Here is a 19,308-nt window from a genome sequence, read left to right on the forward strand (position 1 = left end):
GCGTCAGTCCAACTCGAGCAGGCCGTCGGGCGGATCGATCTCCACCAGACCGTCGGCCAGCGACACCGTCGGCACCATGTGGGTGACGAACGGCACCAGTACCTCGGCACCGGATTCGGTTCGGATGGACAGCAATTCGCCGCCCGGGGTGTGCAGCACCTCGGTCACGACACCCACGTCGACGCCGTCGACGGTGCGGACCTTGAGGCCCTCGAGCTGGTGATCGTAGAACTCGTCGGGCTCGTCGATGGGCGGCAGGCTGGCGGAGTCCACCAGAAACAGCGTGCCGCGCAACGCATCTGCCGCGTTGCGATCGGTCACGCCATCGAGGCGGACCAGCAAGCGGCCGCCGTGCTCGCGCATCGATTCGACGACGAAGGTCCGTTCGGGACCGGGATTTCGGGCTCCCGGGCGGCCACGCAGCGATGATCCCGGCGAGAACCGCTCGCCGGGATCATCGGTACGTACTTCGACGACAACCTCGCCGCTGATGCCGTGCGCCTTGACGACGCGGCCGACCACGAGGTCCATATTTACTGGTCGGTGTCCACCACGTCGACGCGGATGCCCCGGCCGCCGATGCCGGCGACCAGCGTCCGCAGCGCGGTGGCCGTGCGGCCGCCGCGCCCGATGACCTTGCCCAGGTCATCGGGGTGCACGTGCACCTCGACGGTACGACCGCGGCGGCTGGTCACCATGTCGACCCGGACATCGTCGGGGTTGTCGACGATTCCGCGGACCAGGTGCTCTACGGCGTCGACGACGACGCTGCTCATTCGGCGGGCGCTTCGGCCTCGGCCTCAGTGGCCTCGGCAGCCTCGGTCTCGGCGGCAGCCTCAGCCGCTTCTTCCTTCTTGTCCTTGCGCTTCTTCAGCGTCACGGCCTCGCCACCGGGGGCGGCGTCGGCGTTGGCCAGCGCGGCGTTGAACAGGTCCAGCTTGGACGGCTTGGGCTCCTTGACCTTCAGGGTGCCCTCGGCGCCCGGCAGGCCCTTGAACTTCTGCCAGTCACCCGTGATCTTCAGCAGGGCGGCGACCGGCTCGGTCGGCTGTGCGCCGACGCCCAGCCAGTACTGCGCGCGCTCCGAATCGATCTCGATCAGGCTCGGCTCTTCCTTCGGGTGGTACCGGCCGATGACCTCGATGGCACGGCCGTCGCGGCGGGTGCGCGCGTCGGCGACGATGATGCGGTACTGGGGGTTGCGGATCTTGCCAAGCCGGGTGAGCTTGATCTTGACAGCCATGTTCTGCACTTCTCCTGATGATTGCCACGCTGCAATTCAGCGACTCAGGCGGATTGCCCGGTCCGGTCTTGCCTCACGTGTGTGACCGCCGCGCGGCGCATTGAACGAGTCGCGGACAGACAGCCGACCATTCTGCCAGAGCAGCTGCGACCGGCCCAAATCCCGAGGACGCGCTAAACCACACGTCGCCGGAGGCGACTCAGACCACCCGGTGCCGGAGGCGACTCAGACCACCCGGTCGAAGCACTTCGTCTCGACGCGGCGCGTCATGCGCCACCCCTCGGCGGTACGGACGAACTCGTCCTCGTACCAGAGACCGCAAAACAGCACTTGGCTCTGCTTCTCCGCGTCGCCCGACGGCAGCACCATCGGGTTGAAACAGATGGTGCGCGATTTCGCGGTGTCGCCGGTGATGGTGACGTCGAAGTTGCCGAGCATGTGGGCGTAGGCCGGAAAGTTCGGCAGCACCTGCGCCAACCATTCCTTGACCTCGGGGAAATGCCCGTCGATGCCGCCCATCGCGCGGTAGTCGATGTAGGCATCGGGCGTGAAAACCTGTGCCAGATCATCGAATCGGCGGGTATCGATGGCCGTCGAGTACGCGACCAACAGTTGTTGGATTTCCAGACGGTCCGAGATCTCTTCGAGGCTCAGCATGGTCCGATTGAACACCACCGGACAGCTGTCCGGATGGTGGGCCGGAGCTTGACGGAGTGGCGGCCGTCGGACCCGTTCGCGTCGCAGGCCCATCGAACATGCTCCAGCCGCTCCGGTACGCAAACTGAATCAGACATGAGGACCTCACGCGGCGGTCCTCATTGCCCCGTCGCGCAGTCCAATCACGTCGCCGGACTGTCACTTTCACCGTCACCGCCCTCGCCCTCGGCCGGGTAGAGCGTGGGGTGGTGGTAGTGGTTGGTTCGGGGTTGGCCGATGTCCAGTAGTGGTGGTGGGGTCCAGTGAGCGCGGCCGTTTTTCATGGTGGTGGTCCAGCCACCGTCGGTGGCCAGGCGGTTGTCGGGTCCGCAGGCCAACGTGAGGTCGGTGATGTTCGTCTGGCCGCCGTCGCGCCAGTCGGCGACCGCGTGATGGGCTTGGCAGTCGGCGGCGGGCCGTGTGCAGTCCGGGCGGGTGCAGCCTTTATCGCGGGCGAACAGGGCCAAGCGTTGACCGGTGGTGGCGGTGCGCCGCGCCCGACCCAGATACAGCGGAACATCACCATGGTTGTCGAAGACGGTGAGGTAGCAGGACGCCCCGGCGCGGGCGGCCAGGTTCACCAGATCCTTGACTGGCAGCGGCGATCCGGTGTGGGTGTCGGCGACCCCGGCCCGGTCTTCTAACTGCTCGAGCGTGCAGGTCGCCACGATGGTGACCGGAAATCCGTTGTGCTCACCCAAATCGATGGACAGCAGCAACCGGCCCATCGTTTCCCAGGCATCGTGGTGACGCTGAGCCAAGGTGCGGTGGTCGTTATCGATCTGCTCTTGGGTGGGGGTGCCGCAGGTGCACGGGTGTTCGTCGGCGGGGTTGCACATACCGGGGGCGGCGTACTTGACCATCAACGCTTCGTAGACCGCGCGGGCTGTCGGGGTGAGTCGGCCCCGCAGTTCACTGCTGCCATCGGGACGCTGTTTACCGACTACGATGCCCCGCTCGCGGTCGGGGTCAGGGTCGCGGTCATCAGGTTCGGGACCGTCCTGATCCAACTCGTAGAGTTTGCGTTTGACCACCGACCGCAACCCCTCGGGGGTCAGGTGGCGGGCGGCGGCCACCAGAGCGCATTCAGCCTCATCGACAGCGGCCAGGCCCGCCCAGGCGGGCAGTTTGACGAAAAACGACTCGATGACATCGACATGATCACCATTGATCACCCCCGCAGCCACCGCGTCCGCGACATGCGGCCGCAGCGGCGGCAGCACTTCCCCGGTCAGCGACCGCCGCGGGCCCAGAAGTTCGGCGTGCCGGACCCGGCGACGAGCCTCCTCGCTGCTGAGCCGGTCCCGGGCACGCAGCACGTCGGCCCAGTTTTTCGCCCCGATCTCGTTGGCGGTGGTTTGGGCCTGCAACGCGGCCACCACGGCATGATCAACGGCTTCGGCGGCGCACCGCATCTGCTCACGGTGCGACTGCAGCGCCAACAACTCCGGCACCGACAGGGTGCTGTAATCCAGGGCGGCGGCCCGGACCAGTGCCGAATCGAGGTCGTCGTAGACCTCCTCCACGAGCGTGGCCGTGCCGATACCCATATTTCGAACACTAGTTCGAATCACCGACATTTCGCTGTGACGAATGAGGCCCTAGTCACCCACCGTGACCAGCGCAAACAAAGTGACCAGAGTTTTCCAAGATTGTCGGTCGCGCCGAACAGGAGCCACTGGTGCGACGACGTCCAGGCGGCGCCGTCCAGGTTCGGCCAGTAGGCTGCTGGCTCCATGGGAAGGTTCGCAACCGCCGTCATGGCGACCCTGACGCTCGTGTTCCTCGTCGCGCCGCCGGTTGCGGCCGCTGACCCCGACATCCAACCGGTCGGCACCGTGCAGATCCCGGCAGGGCCGGCACCGGCCTGGATCGTCGCCGACATGGACTCGGGCCAGATCCTCGCCGGTCAGGACATCGACCTGCGGCATCCGCCCGCCAGCACCATCAAGACGCTGCTGGCGCTGACGGCACTCAGTGAACTGCCGAACCTGGACGCGACCGTGGCCGGCACCGTCGCCGACACCCAGGTGGAGTGCAACTGCGCCGGCATCGTTCCCGGCCACGTCTACACCGCCCGTCAGCTGCTGGACGCGGTGCTGCTCGCCTCGGGCAACGACGCCGCCAACGCCCTGGCCGACATGATCGGCGGCTACGACGTCGCCGTCGCCAAGATGAACGCCAAGGCCGCCGCCATCGGCGCCGTCGACACCCACGCCGCCACCCCGTCGGGCCTCGACGGCGCGGGCGGTTCCGGCTGGACCACACCCCGCGACCTGGCCATCATCTTCCGTGCCGCGATGGCCAACCCCTACTTCGCGCAGATCACCGCGCAGCCCGCCGCGACGTTCCCCGGCAAGAGCGGCAACGAGCAGATCGTCAACGAGAACCAGCTGCTGCAGCGGTACCCGGGCGCCATCGGCGGCAAGACCGGGTTCACTAACGCCGCCAAGAAGACCTACGTGGGAGCCGCCGACCGCGGCGGCCGCCGCCTCGTCATCGCGATGATGTACGGCATGGTGCGCGAGGGCGGGCCGACCTACTGGGATCAGGCCTCGCAGTTGCTGGACTGGGGCTTCGCGCAGGACCGCTCGGTCAGCGTGGGCTCCCTCTAACCGAGACCCGACCGGAATCTCGGCGCGAGCTGATCGCAGCCTGGGATCCGTAGCGTCGGCGCTCGTGCGCAAACTGTTCACGGCGACCGCGCTGGCCCTCGGCGCACTACTGGTGACGCCGATCGCTACACCCCTCGCCGCGGCCGAACCGTCCGGGCAGCCGACGGGCGCACAGGCGCTGGCGAACGGCCCCGCCAAAGCGTGGCTGGTCGCCGACCTCGATACCGGCCAGGTACTGGCGTCGCAGGACCCCAATGGCTCGTACGCGCCGGCCAGCACCATCAAGCCGCTGCTGGCGATGGTCGTCCTGGACAACCTCCGGCCCGATGCCCTGGGCCGGGCCAACGACTCGCACACCAAAGTCGAGTGCTCGTGCGTCGGGCTCAAACCCGGGCAGGTGTACTCCGTGCGGCAGCTCCTCGACGGGCTGCTCATGGTGTCGGGCAACGACGCCGCGAACATGCTGGCGGACATGCTCGGCGGCCAGCGCGTCACGGTGGCCGCCATGAATCGCAAGGCGGCGGCGCTCGGCGCCCGCAGCACCCGTGCCGGCTCACCGTCCGGGCTCGACGGGCCGGGCTGGGAATCGATCACCACACCGCGCGATCTCGGGGTGATCTACCGGGCGGCGCTGACCTATCCGGTGATCGCCGAGATCTTCCGGCAGACGTCGGCGCAGTTCCCCGGCCGGACCCTCACCAGTCAGAACGAGTTGTTGACCGGTTACCCGGGCGATTTCGCCGGCAAGACCGGCTACACGGACCGGGCCCGCAAGACGTACGCCGGTGCGGCACAACGCGGTAACCACCGGCTGGTCGTGGTGCAGATGTACGGCACCGGCGATCTCTACCCGCAGGCCCGGCAGTTGTTCGACTGGGGTTTCAGCCAGTACGCCTGAGTCAGTAGACCCGGCCGCGCAGGATCACCAGGGCTGGGTGGTCGAGCACGCCCGGTAGCCGTGGGTCCTCGGCGTAGCAGACCAGGTCGGCCGACGCGCCGTGCTCGAGTGCCGGACGCCCCAACCACTTTCGCGCATTCCAGCTGGCCGCTCCCAGCGCATCCGTCGGGCTCAGCCCCACCCGGCCGAGGGCGGCGACCTCGTCGGCGATACGGCCGTGGGCGATCATGCCGCCGGCGTCGGTGCCCGCGTAGATGGGAACGCCGGCCTCGTGTGCGGCGCCGACCCGCTGCGGGCACGTCGCGTACAGGTCGCTCATGTGCTTGGCGTAGGCCGGGAACTTGGTGGCTTTCTCCGCGATACCGGGGAAATTCTCGATGTTGATCAGGGTCGGCACCAGCGCCGTGCCGCGGGCCAGCATCAGCTCGATGATGTCGTCGGTGATGCCGGTGCCGTGCTCGATGCAGTCGATGCCCGCGTTGATCAGTCCCGGCAGGGCCTCCTCGCCGAACACGTGTGCCGTGACGCGGGCACCGTTGGCGTGGGCGGCGTCGATGGCCTGTTTGAGGATGTCGTCAGACCACAACGGCGCCAGGTCGCCCACTCCCCGGTCGATCCAGTCGCCGACGAGCTTGACCCAGCCGTCACCGCGGCGGGCCTGCTCGGCGACGTACTGCGGCAGCTGCGATTCGTCTTCGATGTCGATCGGCAGCCCCGGCATGTAGCGCTTGGGCCGGGCCAGGTGCCGTCCCGCGCGGATGATCCGTGGCAGGTCGTCGCGGTCGTCGAAGGCGCGGGTGTCGACGGGCGATCCGGCGTCGCGCAGCAGCAGCGCACCGGCCTGCCGCTCGGTCTCGGCCTGGCGCTCGGCCTCGTCGAGTTCGACAGGGCCGCCCGGCCCGATGCCGACGTGGCAGTGCGCGTCGACGAGGCCGGGGATGATCCAGCCGCCGTCGAAGATCGTCTCGGCGTTCGCGATCGGCTCGGCCGAGAGCACGCCCTGGTGTATCCAACACTGCACCTCGTCGCCGTCGGGCAGTCCCCGACCGCGGATGTGCAGCCTCGGGGCGAGCGAAGCGACGGGAGAAGCCGCCCGCACGGCTACTTCTTCGGGAACTTCAGCTGTGACAGATCGAAGTCGGCAAGGCCCGGCGGCAACTCGTTGAGCCCCTGCGGCATGTTCGACAGGTCCGGGAAACCGCCCGGCAGCGCACTCGGGTCGAGACCGAACGGGTTGGCGGCCGCCTTCGGCGCCGTCGGGCCCCGTCCGCCCTTCCGCCCCTTGCCGGCCTGCTTGTTCTTACCCTTGGCGGCTTTGCGAGAGCTCTTGCGGCCGAACGGCATTCCCATCTGGCCGGCCATCTGCGACATCATCTTGCGGACCTCGAAGAAGCGGTCGACCAGCTGGTTGACCTCGGCCACCGTGACACCGGAACCGTTCGCGATGCGCAGGCGCCGGGAGGCGTTGATGATCTTCGGGTCGGACCGCTCGGCGGGGGTCATGCCGCGGATGATGGCCTGAATGCGGTCCAGGTGGCTGTCGTCGACGGCCGCCAGGGCGTCCTTCATCTGACCGGCACCGGGCAGCATGCCCAGCAGGTTCCCGATGGGGCCCATCTTGCGGATCATCAGCATCTGCTCGAGGAAGTCCTCGAGCGTCAGTTCGCCGGAGCCGATCTTGGCGGCGGCCTCTTCGGCCTTCTTCTGATCGAAGACCTGCTCGGCCTGCTCGATCAGGGTGAGCACGTCGCCCATGCCCAGGATGCGCGACGCCATGCGGTCCGGGTGGAAGACGTCGAAGTCCTCGAGCTTCTCACCCGCGGAGGCGAACAGGATCGGCGCGCCGGTGACCTCACGCACCGACAGCGCGGCACCACCACGGGCGTCACCGTCCAGCTTGGTCAGCACGACACCGGTGAAGCCGACGCCCTCACGGAAGGCGTTGGCGGTGGTGACGGCGTCCTGGCCGATCATCGCGTCGAGGACGAACAGCGTCTCGTCCGGCTTGACGGCGTCGCGGATCGCCGCGGCCTGGGCCATCAGCTCCTCGTCGATACCGAGGCGGCCGGCGGTGTCGACGATCACGACGTCGAAGTGCTTGGCCTTGGCCTCGGCCAGACCCGCGGCGGCGACCGACACCGGATCACCGGTGGTCATCTGGTCGATGGTCACGCCATCGGGCGAGACTCCCGGGTGCGGCGCGAAGACGCTGACGCCCGCCCGCTCACCGACGATCTGCAGCTGGTTGACGGCGCCGGGGCGCTGCAGGTCACAGGCGACCAGCAGCGGCGTATGTCCTTGATCCTTGAGCCATTTCGACAGCTTGCCGGCGAGGGTCGTCTTACCGGAACCCTGCAGACCGGCGAGCATGATCACCGTTGGCGGGGTCTTGGCGAACGCCAGCTGGCGCGTCTCACCACCGAGGATGCCGATGAGCTCCTCGTTGACGATCTTGACGACCTGCTGCGCCGGGTTCAGCGCACCGGAGACCTCGGCGCCCTTGGCACGTTCCTTGATCCGGCCGATGAACTCGCGCGTGACCGGCAACGACACGTCGGCCTCGAGCAGGGCCAGGCGGATTTCGCGGGCGGTGGCGTCGATATCGGCGTCGGTCAGCCGGCCCTTGCCGCGCAGGCCTGACAGCGCACCGGTCAACCGGTCGGACAGGGATTCAAACACGGGGTTAAGCCTAACTGCAGCGCCCGTCGCCGGTACTTCGGCACCACCGTCCCCTTGACACGGTGACACCTCGACGCGCAGTATTTCATCACACGATGAATTCATTGCCTGATGAATTAATTGAGGAGCCGGAGATGACCACTTTGAACAGCACCGACGTCGTCGTTGTCGGCGCCGGCCCGACGGGCCTGGCGTTGGCATGCGAACTGGCCATGCGCGGCGTCGCGGTGCAGCTGCTCGAACAACGCCGCGACATCCCGAACATCACCCGGGCCTTCGGCGTGCATGCGCGGACGCTGGAACTACTGGACGCCCGCGGCCTGGCCGACGAACTCGTGGCGCGCGGCCTGCCGGTCCAGAGCGTGAGCCCTGTCCCGGGCGCCGCGATCAACCTGCAGGAAGTACCCACCCGCTACCCCATGGTCTTGATGGCACCGCAGAGCCTGACCGAACGGGTGCTGACCGCCCGCGCCATCGAACTCGGCGTCGAAATCCGTTACGGCGCGGAGGTTGTCGGCCTGACACAGGACACCGACGGCGTCACCGTGCGCCTCGCGGACCAGAGCACGGTCCGCGCCGGTTACCTCGTCGGCTGCGACGGCGCACACAGCGCGGTGCGCACCATGCTGGGCATCGGATTCGCCGGCAAGCAGTACCAGACCCACATCCTGCTGGCAGACGTTCAACTGGCGAACCCGCCGGCCGACGGGCTGGCCGCCGCCAACAGTCCCGACGGCGTCGTGCTGCTGGTCCCGTTCGGCGACGGCTGGTTCCGCGCCATCGCCTGGGACCGGACCCGGGAAGACGTGCCGCTCGGCGAGCCGGTACCGCTTTCCGAGATCACGGCCTCCATGCGCCGCATCGCGAAAACGGACTTCGGCATGGGCGAGATGCGCTGGAGTACCCGGTTCCTGTCCGAGCGACGCCAGGCCGACCGCTATCGCGTCGGACGCTGCTTCATCGCCGGGGACGCGGCCCACATCCACTCGCCTCTCGGCGCGCAGGGCATGAACACCGGCATCCAGGACGCGATGAACCTGGGCTGGAAGCTGGCGTCGGCCGTCAAGGGCACCGCACCGGCCTGGCTTCTGGACAGCTACCAGACCGAACGCCATGCCGTGGGCGCCAACGTCCTGAAACTCACCGACGCTTTCAATCAGCTGGTGCTGGGACGCAGCCTGCCGCGGCGACTGCTGCGGCGCGTCGCGATCACCGCGCTCCTGAGCACCGGACCGACCCGGCGTGCGTTGGGCGGCCGACTCAGCGGAATCGCGATCAGTTATCCACGCAAGCGCGACGATCATCGACTCGTCGGGCGACGGATGCCCGACATCGCGTGCGCGGGCACCCGCGTCTACGAACTGCTGCGCGACGGCCGGTTCCTGTTGCTGACCAAGAGCGGTCCGGCGCTCGGCCGCACCGACGTCACCTGCGCGGTCACCGGCGATGACCAGTTGCCGCCCGCCGTACTGATCCGACCCGACGGATACGTCGCGTGGGCCGGGGCGGCGGCCGATGCGCCCGCCGCCGTCCGGAAGTGGTGCGGCAGTGCCGAACTCGCTAACTCACCTCAGCGGTGATCACCGCGGGCTTGGCCGGCGCGGGCGCGGGCAACACCGCGTACAGATCCTGTTCGAACGCCGTCCGGGCCTCGGCGGCCGTCAAGGATTCCGGAACCACCAGACCGAACGCGTCGACGACGGTGGCGCCGAGCGTCGTCACCTTGGCCCAGGCGACGTCCGCGCCCTTGCGTTCGACCACCGCGGCCAGGCGCGCGAGCAGGCCGGGCCGGTCGGCGCTGCGGATCTGGACGACCAACTCGTCGTCCGAGGAGCCCGGGAACCACCGCACGCGCGGCGGCGCGACCGTGTGGTAACCCGGCACCGCTGCCAGAACCTCACCGGCGCGCCGGGTCGGGGCCGGAGTCTCCTCGTCCCGCTGCTCGAGTGCGGCGATCACGTCGAGATCACCGTCGAGCGCCAGGATGAACTGCTGGCGCAGCAGTTCCGCGGCGGGCGGAGAGCCGAAGTGCGGCGACACCACGAACGTGTTTATCGCCAGTCCCTCATGGCTGTTGACCGACGCCGAATGCACCCGCAGCGAATGCAGGGCCAGCACGCCGGCGGCTTTGGACAACAGGCCGCGCCGGTCCGGGGCGAGCATGGTGACGTTGAACATGTGCGCACTGTCCGCCGCGGTGAGTTCCACGTGGACGCCGCTCGGATCGGCCCGCGAAAGCAGTTGCGGATCAATGGGATCGGGGTGCGGCAGGTCCTCCCCCGCCATCATCAGCCGGCAGCGCCGGACCAGATCGCCGATCAGGGAGGCCTTCCAGTCACCCCACACGCCGGGGCCGGTGGCGAGCGAATCCGCCTCGGCCAGCGCGTGCAGCAGCTCCAGCAGCAGTCCGTCACCGCCCAGCGCGTCGACGACCGCGGCAATGGTGTTGGGGTCCTGCAGGTCTCGTCGCGTCGCCGTCTCCGGCAGCAGCAGGTGGTAGCGCACCATCTTGACCAGCACCTCGATGTCGGCCGGCCACAGGCCCAGCCGGATGCCGATCTGGTTGGCCAGTTCGGCGCCGATCACACTGTGATCGCCACCCCGGCCCTTGCCGATGTCATGCAGCAGCGCACCCAGCACCAGCAGATCGGGCCGGTCCACGCGGGTGGTGAAAGCGCTTGCCCGGGAGACAGTTTCGATCAGATGACGGTCGACGGTCCAGATGTGCACGACATCGCGCGGCGGGAGGTCGCGGATCGCGCCCCACTCCGGGAACAACCGGCCCCACAGCCCGGTCCGGTCGAGGGCCTCCACGGTGGACACCGCGCCGGGCCCGGCCGCCAGCATCACGAGCAGGTCGTTGAGCGCTTCTTTCGGCCACGGTGCCCGCAGTTCGGGCGCTGATTCGGCCAGCCGCGCCAAGGTCGATCCCGCGATGGGCAGTCCGTTGGTGGCCGCAGCGGCGGCCACGCGAAGAATCAGGCCGGGATCGCGCTGTGGCTTGGCGTCGCGGGCCAGGATGACCTCGCCGCCGAATTCCAGCACGCCCTCGTCCAGCGGTCGCCGGACCGGTCGCTTGAGCGCCGCAAATCCCCTGCGCGGCAGGGCATTCCCCGCGGTACGCACGCCGGCGTCCACGTAGAAGCTGATGGTGCGGGCGGCATCGCTGATCATGCGCGCCAGATCGAAGCGGTCACCGATACCCAGTGCGGCGCCGACCTCGTCGGCGTACTGGGCCAGCACCATCTCACGGCCCTTGTGCGAGACGCGATGGAGCTCGGTACGGACGTTGAGCAGTGCCAGGTGGGCGTCGCCCAGGGTGCCGATCGGTGACGCCACCGAACGGCTCGGGTAGACGTCGGCCAACTGCGCCATCGCCAGCGCGTTGAGCAGCTGCACATCACGCAGGCCGCCGCGGCCGTTCTTCAGATCCGGTTCCGCGCGGTGCGCGATCTGACCGGACCGCTCCCACCGCGCCGCGGCGTGTTCGATCAATTCGGTGAAGCGGGAAGTGATCCCGGTCCGCCACTGCCGCCGGGCACCGCCGACCAACAGCGACGACAGATCCGAGTCGCCCGCGATGTGCCGGGCGTCGAGCATGGCCAGCCCGGCGGAGACGTCGCCGGCGGCGGTCTTGAGTGCCTGTGGCACCGTCCGGACGCTGTGGTCGAGGTGAATGTTGGCGTCCCACAACGGGTACCAGAGCGCCTCGGCGACCTCGGTGACGGCGGCCTGCGGCAGGTCGTCGTGCAGGAGCATCAGATCCAGGTCCGAGTACGGCAGCATCTCCCGACGCCCGAGACCACCGGTCGCCACGATGGAGAATCCACTGGTCTCGGTGATGCCGATCTCGGTTGCCTTTGCGGCAAGCCAGAATTCGTACAGATCAACCAGCGCTTCGCGCAACGCCGCCGAATCGAGGCGGCGTGCGCCGCCGTTGAGCAGCTGCTCGACAGCAGCGCTCAGGTCGCTGGCCGGACGGGGTGATCCCGCTGCCGGAGCAGGCGAAACCGAAGTATCGTCGGCTCCGGCAGCGGAATCTGGTGTCTGCATTGTCATCTGGTGGTCAGCCGACGTCAGATGGCGTCGCTGCCCCGCTCACCCGTGCGGACGCGCACCACGGTTTCGACAGAGGTGACCCACACCTTGCCGTCGCCGATCTTGCCCGTCCGCGCGGCCTGCACGATGACATCCACGACCTTGTCGACCGACGCGTCGTCGACGATGACCTCGACCCGCACCTTGGGCACGAAATCCACCGAGTACTCAGCACCGCGGTAGACCTCGGTGTGGCCCTTCTGGCGGCCGTAGCCCTGCACCTCGCTGACGGTCATCCCGAGGATTCCCATTTGCTCCAGACCGGTCTTGACGTCTTCGAGCGTGAACGGCTTGACGATCGCCGTGATCAACTTCATTTGATCAATTCCTTCCAAATAACCGCGAAACCCGTGGATGTCACCGTAAATCCTTCCCGATCACGCGAATTCATAAGCGGTTTCCGCGTGTTCGGCCTCGTCGATACCGGTGGCCTCATCTTCCTTGTCGAGGCGCAGGCCGATGGTGTACTTGACGATCAAGGCCAAGATAGCCGTACCGATCGCCGAGTAGGCAAGCACCGCGAACGCGCCGACGGCCTGACGCCACAGCTGGTCGAACCCGCCGCCGTAGAACAGGCCCTTGACCGCGGCCGGAGCCTCGGGAGCGGCCACCAGGCCGACCATCAGGGTGCCGAACAGACCACCGACGAGGTGCACACCGACGACGTCGAGCGCATCGTCGAAGCCCAGCTTGAACTTCAGGCCCACCGCCAGCGCGCAGACCACACCGGCGCCCGCACCGATCGCCAGCGCACCGAGCACGTTGACCGACGAGCAGGACGGGGTGATGGCCACCAGGCCGGCCACGATGCCCGACGCCGCACCCAGCGAGGTGGCGTGGCCGTCACGAATCTTTTCCGTCAGCAGCCAGAACAGCATTGCGGCGGCGGTCGCCACCGTGGTGGTGACGAAGGTCGTCGCGGCGACACCGTCAGAGGTCAGCGCCGAACCGGCGTTGAAGCCGTACCAGCCGAACCACAGCAGACCGGCGCCCAGCATGACGAACGGCAGGTTGTGCGGCCGCATCGGAGTGGTGGGCCACCCGGCGCGCTTGCCCAGGATGATCGCCAGCACCAGACCCGCGGTACCGGAGTTGATGTGCACCGCGGTACCACCGGCGAAGTCGATTGCCTTGAGGTGGTTGGCGATCCAGCCGCCGTGCTCGCCGGTGATGCCGTCGAACGCGAACACCCAGTGCGCGACAGGGAAGTAGACGAAGGTGGCCCACAGGCCGGCGAACAGCAGCCAGCCGCCGAACTTGAGGCGGTCAGCCACGGCGCCGGAGATCAGGGCGACGGTGATGATCGCGAACATCAGCTGGAACGCCACGAACACCAGCTGCGGGATGGTCCCGGCGAGCGGGATCTTGACGGCCGCGGTGGTTCCCGCGGCAAGATGCGACACCAACGAGTTGCCGCCGATCAGGCCCTTGAGTCCCCAGTATTGCGTCGGATCCCCGACGAAGCCCCACTTGTCGTTGCCGAATGCCAACGAGTAGCCGAACAGCACCCACAAAACCGTGACGACGCCCATCGCACTGACGCTCATCATGATCATGTTGAGCACACCCTTACGGCGCACCATGCCGCCGTAGAAGAACGCCAGACCCGGTGTCATCAGCAGCACGAGTGCAGCACTCGCCAACATCCATGCTGTGTCACCGGTGTCCGGCGTGCCCAAGATAGGGAATCCATCCACTGGCCGCTTCCTCCTTAACCCATGTCACAGGCAGATGCCGATGACCTAGGCCAGAACTTTGCGCATCGGTTGTTTCGCCGACGGCGCGCGGGCGTTTCACATATGTGAACGGATCGACCAGTTACGTTTCGGCGCGGTTAATGCCCTCTTCGTAGGCCCCGGCCCGCCCTGTGAGTTCCCGACGCGCAACAACAAAACCGCCCTATTCCGGGTGGAATAGGGCGGTTTCGCATCTTCTCGTCAGCGGGAGGCAACCACTCGGCCGGCGGTGGCGACTACCCCAGGAGGGCGTCGACGAAGGCTGCGGGCTCGAACGGCGCCAGGTCGTCGGGCCCCTCGCCGAGACCGACGAGCTTGACCGGCACGCCGAGCTCCTGCTGCACCCGGAACACGATGCCGCCCTTCGCGGTGCCGTCAAGCTTGGTCAGCACCACGCCGGTGATGTCGACCACCTCGGCGAAGACCCGGGCCTGCGGCAGGCTGTTCTGGCCGATCGTGGCGTCGAGCACCAGCAGCACCTCGTCGACCTTGGCGCGCTTCTCGACGACGCGCTTCACCTTGCCCAGCTCGTCCATCAGACCGGTCTTGGTGTGCAGCCGGCCTGCCGTGTCCACCACGACGACGTCAGCGCCCGCTGCGATGCCCTTGTCGACGGCGTCGAAGGCGACGGAGGCCGGGTCCGCGCCCTCGGGGCCGCGCACGATGTCGGCGCCGACGCGGGCGCCCCAGCTCTGCAGCTGGTCGGCCGCGGCGGCGCGGAAGGTGTCGGCCGCGCCGAGCACGACGCGGCGGCCGTCCGCGACCAGCACGCGGGCCAGCTTGCCGACGGTGGTCGTCTTACCGGCTCCGTTGACGCCGACGACCAGCAGCACCGACGGCTTGTCGGCGTGCGGCAGCGCCTTGATGGACCGGTCCAGATCGGTTCGCAGTTCCTTGATCAGCACCTCACGCACCACCGCACGGACGTCGGCCTCGGTGCGCACATTGGCCTCGGCCATGCGGCTGCGCAGCGCGGTGACGATCGATTCGGTGGCGACGGGCCCCAGGTCGGCGATCAGCAGGGTGTCCTCGATGGACTCCCACGAGTCCTCGTCGAGGTCGCCGCCACCGAGCAGGCCCAGCATGCTGCGGCCCAGCGTGGTCTGCGACTTGGCCAGGCGGCCGCGCAGGCGCTCCAGCCGGCCCGCGGTCGGTGCGATCTCGTCGCGCGGGGCGACCTCGGGCTCCGGCTCGGGAGCTGCCTCGGGTTCGGGTTCGGGCGCAATCGTCGGCTCGGGCTCGGCGACCACGTCCGGCTCGGCGACCACGTCGGGCGCCTCAGCGACCACGTCCGGCTCGACCACGACCTCCGGCGCCTCGACCGCAGGCTCGGGCAGCTGCACATCGGCGATGGTGCGCTTGCGCGAGTCTCGCGGAATCTCGGCGTCGTCGCCGACGGTAGGCAGCTTCTCCGCGGTGTCCGAACTACTGAACGTGATGCCTGATGACGCCGTGTAGCCGCCGGACCGGTCCAGCTTCGGAGTCTCCTCCGGCGCGGACAGCGAAATCCTGCTGCGCCGGTAGCGGACGAATCCGACCACCAGCGCGGTGACAACGAGAACAGCAATGATCGCTATCGCGATCCAGAGACCTTCCGACACCGTGCCATTCTGTCAGCCGCTCCCCCGACGCCCACGCCTGGCGCTGACTCGGCGGTAGCGGCGCGCAAGTGCGCGTGGACGTCACCCCGGACGCAGGGTGCACCCCTACGTCGGGCTGGAGACCAACTCCTGGCCACGCATGCGCTGCGAGATCACCTGGGTGATGCCGTCGCCCTGCATGGTGACGCCGTAGAGCGCGTCGGCGACCTCCATGGTCGGCTTCTGGTGCGTGATGACGATCAGCTGCGACTTTTCCCGTAGCTGCTCGAACAAACTGATCAGACGGCGCAGGTTCACGTCGTCCAGCGCGGCCTCGACCTCGTCCATGACATAGAAGGGTGACGGGCGGGCGCGGAAGATCGCCACCAGCATCGCCACCGCGGTGAGTGACTTCTCACCGCCCGACAGCAGCGACAACCGCTTGACCTTCTTACCCGGCGGCCGGGCCTCGACCTCGATGCCGGTGGTGAGCATGTCGCTGGGATTGGTCAGCAGCAGCCGGCCCTCGCCGCCGGGGAACAGCGTCTGGAACACCTGGCTGAACTCGGCCTCCACATCGGCGTACGCCTCGGTGAACACCCGCAGGATGCGCTCATCGACGTCGGCGATGACGTCCATCAGATCCTTGCGAGCGCCCTTGACGTCCTCCAGCTGAGTGGACAGGAAGTTGTAGCGCTCCTCGAGCGCGGCGAACTCCTCCAGCGCCAAGGGATTCACCCGGCCGAGCTCGGCGAGTTCCTTCTCGGCCTTCTTCGCGCGGCGCTCCTGGGTGGGCCGGTCGAAGGCCATCGGCGTGGGCGCGCTGACCTGCTCGCCACGTTCCTTGGCCTGCTCGTACTCGGCCATCTCGAGTTCGGTCGGCGGCAGCGGCACGTCCGGTCCGTACTCGGCGACCAGATCGGTGACCGCCATGCCGAACTGCTCCAGCGCCTGCTGCTCGAGTTGCTCGATACGAAGGGCCGCTTGGGCTTTCGCGACCTCGTCACGGTGCAACGCCTCGGTTAACGCAGCTGCCCGGGCGCTGAGTTCGGACACTTCTGCCCTGACCCGCGTCAATCCCTCGGAGCGCTGAGCGCGCTCGGTGGCGAGCGCGTCGCGTTTGCGCGCCGCCAGAGTCACTGTGGCAGCCAGCTTTTCGGCCACCAGCCGCCCGGAGTCCGCGACCGCGGCCGCGACCTTCGCCGCGTTCTCGCGCGCTTCGCGGGCGCGCGCCGCCCGCACCCGAGCCTCACGCTCGGCCGCCGCGGCGCGGCGCAGCGAATCCGCCCGTCCGCGAACGGCATTCGCGCGCTCCTCAGCGGTACGCACTGCCAGCCGGGCCTCGACCTCGATCGCTCGCGCCTCTTCGGCGGCCGCAGTCGTCTCGGACCGGTCGACGAACTCGACGTCGAACATCGGCTCCTGCTGCGCGTTGTGGAACCGGTCTTCCAGCTCCGCCAGCTCGGCCAGGGTGCGGCTGCGGCCGGCTTCCAGCTCGTCGCGCTGCCGGATCAGCTGTTGCCACTCGGCCTCAGCGGTCCGGGCCTCGTGCCCGAGCCGGGCCAGCTGCTCATAGATCGCCGAGATCGCGGCGTCGGACTCGTGCAGCGCGGCCAGCGCGTGTTCGACGGCGTCACGACGCGCCTTCTGTTCAGCGAGGGCACCGGACAGCGCGGCACCGTATTCACCGGTCTGGCGATCGGCCTCGACCAGCGCGGCGCGAGCCTTGTCGATCTCTGCGGTGATCTCGAGGGCGCTCGGCTTACGGTCCGACCCGCCGCTGACCCACCCCGCGCCGACCAGGTCACCGTCGGCCGTGACGGCCCGCAGCTCCGGGCGCGCAGCCACCAGCTCCAGCGCCGCCGGCAGATCGTCGACCACAACGACCCGGCCGAGCATGGCGTGCATCGCTCCCGCCAACCGGGACGGTACCTCGACCAGGTCCAGCGCCCACAGCGCCCCGGACGGCAAATCCCCACGCGGCGAAGCGGTTTCGCCGGGCCAGTCACCCAGCACGATGGCGGCGCGGCCACCGTCGCCCTTCTTGAGCGCGTCGACCGCGGCCCGGGCGGCATCGAAACTCTCGGCCGCGAGCGCGTCGGCAGCGGCGCCCAGCACCGCCGCGATGGCCGCCTCATGGCCCGGCTGCACCCGCACCAGCTCGGCGACCGAACCGAAAAGCCCTGCGCCGTCATGGTTTTCCTGCAGCCACGCCGAGCCGTCTTTGAGATCCAGGGTCACCGACAAGGCGTCGATACGCGCGCGCAGCGAGGCCACTTGCTTCTCCGCGGCGCGCTCGGCGGCCTGCAGTTCGTCGACGCGTTCGTCGGCCTGCAGCATGGCGTTGATGGTGCGGTCGTGGTGTTCGTCCAGCCCGTACTCGCCGGCATCGAGCTCGCCGACCTTGCTCTGCACCAGTTCGAACTCGGCTTTCGCCTGCTCGACCCGGGCGGCCGCCTCCTCGATGCTGCCGGTCAGCCGGACCGCGCCCTCGTCGATCGATTCGATACGGGTGCGCATCGTGTCGACCTGTCCCGACAACCGCGCGAGCCCTTCGCGCCGGTCCGCCTCGGCGCGGGCCGCTGCCATCTGGGCGCGTTCGGCGTCGGCCGCGGCACGTTCGCATTCGGCCAGCGCGCCGCGGGCGGCTTCCAGCCGGGTCCGGGATTCGGCGAGTTCGGCGAGCAGTTGTTCCTCGTGCTCGGCGACGGCGTCGGCCTCGGCGTCGAGCGCGTCCGGGTCCGGCCCGGTCGACACCTCCGGATCGGCGTCGAGCAGATTGGTGCGCTCGGTGGCGATGCGGACGGTGGCGCTGACCCGTTCGGCCAACGCGGACAACCGGAACCAGGTCTGCTGCGCGGCCTCGGCCCGTCCGGACAGGCCCGATACCGCGGCTTCGTGGCCGGCCAGCTCCGCCGAGGCGGCCTCGAGGCGCTCGGCCACTTCTCCGTGCTCGCGCCGCAGCGCCGTCTCGGTCTGGTTGGTGTCGTCGAACTCGGCCTGCCGTGTCACCAGGTCGTCGGCGGCCAGGCGCAGCCGCGCGTCGCGCAGATCGGCCTGGATGGTCTGCGCGCGGCGCGCCATCTCGGCCTGCCGGCCCAGCGGCTTGAGCTGACGGCGCAGCTCGGTGGTGAGGTCAGTCAGGCGGGCCAGGTTGGCCTGCATGGCATCGAGCTTGCGGACCGCCTTCTCCTTGCGCCGGCGGTGCTTGAGCACACCGGCGGCCTCCTCGATGAAGGCGCGCCGGTCCTCGGGGCGCGATTCCAGGATTTCCGAGAGCTTGCCCTGGCCGACGATGACGTGCATCTCGCGGCCGATACCGGAGTCGGACAGCAGTTCCTGGACGTCCATGAGCCGGCAACTGCTGCCGTTGATCTCGTACTCGCTCGCGCCGTCGCGGAATACGCGCCGCGTGATCGAAACCTCGGAGTACTCGATAGGCAGGGCGTTGTCCGAGTTGTCGATGGTCAGGGTCACCTCGGCCCGGCCCAGCGGCGCTCGCGACGACGTGCCGGCAAAGATGACGTCTTCCATCTTGCCGCCGCGCAGGGTCTTGGCGCCCTGTTCGCCCATCACCCAGGTCAGGGCGTCGACGACGTTCGATTTGCCCGAACCGTTCGGCCCCACCACGCAGGTGATGCCGGGTTCGAAGCGAAGAGTCGTCGGCGACGCGAAGGACTTGAAGCCCTTCAGCGTCAGACTCTTCAGATGCATGGGGTGAAACCCTACCGTCGCGCCGGTTAAATGCCGGGGACCCCTGGGC

The 19,308-nt window shown here is 68.5% G+C and carries 15 protein-coding genes; 3 read left to right on the top strand and 12 right to left on the bottom strand.

Annotated features, from left to right (window positions below; genetic code table 11):
- Positions 1 to 3: 3 nt before the first annotated feature.
- From rimM to BR47_RS0101920, 5 genes are all read right to left on the bottom strand, one after another.
- Positions 4 to 531, bottom strand: coding sequence for a ribosome maturation factor RimM (rimM, locus tag BR47_RS0101900; RefSeq protein ID WP_029118417.1), 528 nt, complete (start codon positions 529 to 531; stop codon positions 4 to 6).
- 2 nt (positions 532 to 533) lie between these two features.
- Complete coding sequence (locus BR47_RS0101905; protein WP_003881089.1) at positions 534 to 776, bottom strand: RNA-binding protein; 243 nt, start codon at positions 774 to 776, stop codon at positions 534 to 536.
- Positions 773 to 1,243, bottom strand: coding sequence for a 30S ribosomal protein S16 (gene rpsP / locus BR47_RS0101910; RefSeq protein ID WP_029105754.1), 471 nt, complete (start codon positions 1,241 to 1,243; stop codon positions 773 to 775). Before rpsP ends, BR47_RS0101905 begins: the two co-directional genes overlap by 4 nt.
- A 225-nt stretch (positions 1,244 to 1,468) precedes the next feature.
- Positions 1,469 to 1,900, bottom strand: coding sequence for a nuclear transport factor 2 family protein (locus BR47_RS0101915; protein WP_029118418.1), 432 nt, complete (start codon positions 1,898 to 1,900; stop codon positions 1,469 to 1,471).
- A 182-nt stretch (positions 1,901 to 2,082) separates the two neighbouring features.
- Positions 2,083 to 3,489: an HNH endonuclease signature motif containing protein gene (locus BR47_RS0101920; protein ID WP_051634552.1), complete on the bottom strand. Its 1,407-nt coding sequence runs from the start codon at positions 3,487 to 3,489 to the stop codon at positions 2,083 to 2,085.
- Positions 3,490 to 3,675: 186 nt separating this feature from the next.
- Between BR47_RS0101920 and BR47_RS0101925 the strand changes: the two genes are divergently transcribed.
- Both BR47_RS0101925 and BR47_RS0101930 read left to right on the top strand, forming a co-directional pair.
- Positions 3,676 to 4,554 (top strand): D-alanyl-D-alanine carboxypeptidase family protein, encoded by an 879-nt coding sequence (locus BR47_RS0101925; RefSeq protein WP_020103775.1) that lies wholly within the window; start codon positions 3,676 to 3,678, stop codon positions 4,552 to 4,554.
- Between the two features lie 64 nt (positions 4,555 to 4,618).
- Positions 4,619 to 5,452 carry a D-alanyl-D-alanine carboxypeptidase family protein gene (locus BR47_RS0101930; RefSeq protein WP_020103776.1) on the top strand — a complete coding sequence of 278 codons (834 nt, stop codon included), beginning with the start codon at positions 4,619 to 4,621 and terminating at the stop codon, positions 5,450 to 5,452.
- Position 5,453: 1 nt separating this feature from the next.
- On the opposite strand, the gene BR47_RS0101935 is transcribed toward BR47_RS0101930, so the two are convergent.
- Together BR47_RS0101935 and ffh are read right to left on the bottom strand one after the other, a co-directional pair.
- Positions 5,454 to 6,551, bottom strand: a complete 1,098-nt coding sequence (locus BR47_RS0101935) for an amidohydrolase family protein (protein WP_051634553.1) — start codon at positions 6,549 to 6,551, stop codon at positions 5,454 to 5,456.
- Between the two features lie 2 nt (positions 6,552 to 6,553).
- Positions 6,554 to 8,131, bottom strand: a complete 1,578-nt coding sequence (ffh, locus tag BR47_RS0101940) for a signal recognition particle protein (protein ID WP_029118421.1) — start codon at positions 8,129 to 8,131, stop codon at positions 6,554 to 6,556.
- Between the two features lie 134 nt (positions 8,132 to 8,265).
- Between ffh and BR47_RS0101945 the strand changes: the two genes are divergently transcribed.
- The gene (locus BR47_RS0101945) at positions 8,266 to 9,711 is read left to right on the top strand and encodes an FAD-dependent monooxygenase (RefSeq protein WP_029118422.1); all 1,446 of its coding nucleotides are present in this window, start codon (positions 8,266 to 8,268) and stop codon (positions 9,709 to 9,711) included.
- Here the strand turns inward: BR47_RS0101945 and BR47_RS0101950 are convergent.
- From BR47_RS0101950 to smc, 5 genes are all read right to left on the bottom strand, one after another.
- A complete protein-coding gene (locus tag BR47_RS0101950) occupies positions 9,692 to 12,190 on the bottom strand; it encodes a [protein-PII] uridylyltransferase (protein WP_029118423.1) in 2,499 nt (832 codons plus the stop codon). The two genes, BR47_RS0101945 and BR47_RS0101950, sit on opposite strands and share 20 nt — an antisense overlap.
- Positions 12,191 to 12,207: 17 nt before the next feature.
- On the bottom strand, positions 12,208 to 12,546 hold the full coding sequence (locus tag BR47_RS0101955) for a P-II family nitrogen regulator (protein WP_020103781.1): 339 nt from the start codon (positions 12,544 to 12,546) through the stop codon (positions 12,208 to 12,210).
- Between the two features lie 60 nt (positions 12,547 to 12,606).
- A complete protein-coding gene (locus BR47_RS29440; RefSeq protein WP_167542136.1) occupies positions 12,607 to 13,926 on the bottom strand; it encodes an ammonium transporter in 1,320 nt (439 codons plus the stop codon).
- Positions 13,927 to 14,201: 275 nt separating this feature from the next.
- Positions 14,202 to 15,566 carry a signal recognition particle-docking protein FtsY gene (ftsY, locus tag BR47_RS0101965; RefSeq protein WP_020103783.1) on the bottom strand — a complete coding sequence of 455 codons (1,365 nt, stop codon included), beginning with the start codon at positions 15,564 to 15,566 and terminating at the stop codon, positions 14,202 to 14,204.
- A gap of 105 nt (positions 15,567 to 15,671) precedes the next feature.
- Complete coding sequence (smc, locus tag BR47_RS0101970) at positions 15,672 to 19,259, bottom strand: chromosome segregation protein SMC (RefSeq protein WP_029118424.1); 3,588 nt, start codon at positions 19,257 to 19,259, stop codon at positions 15,672 to 15,674.
- Positions 19,260 to 19,308 lie beyond the last annotated feature (49 nt).

It is taken from the genome of Mycobacterium sp. UNC410CL29Cvi84 (assembly GCF_000686745.1).
GTDB classification, from domain to species: Bacteria; Actinomycetota; Actinomycetes; order Mycobacteriales; family Mycobacteriaceae; genus Mycobacterium; species Mycobacterium mucogenicum_B.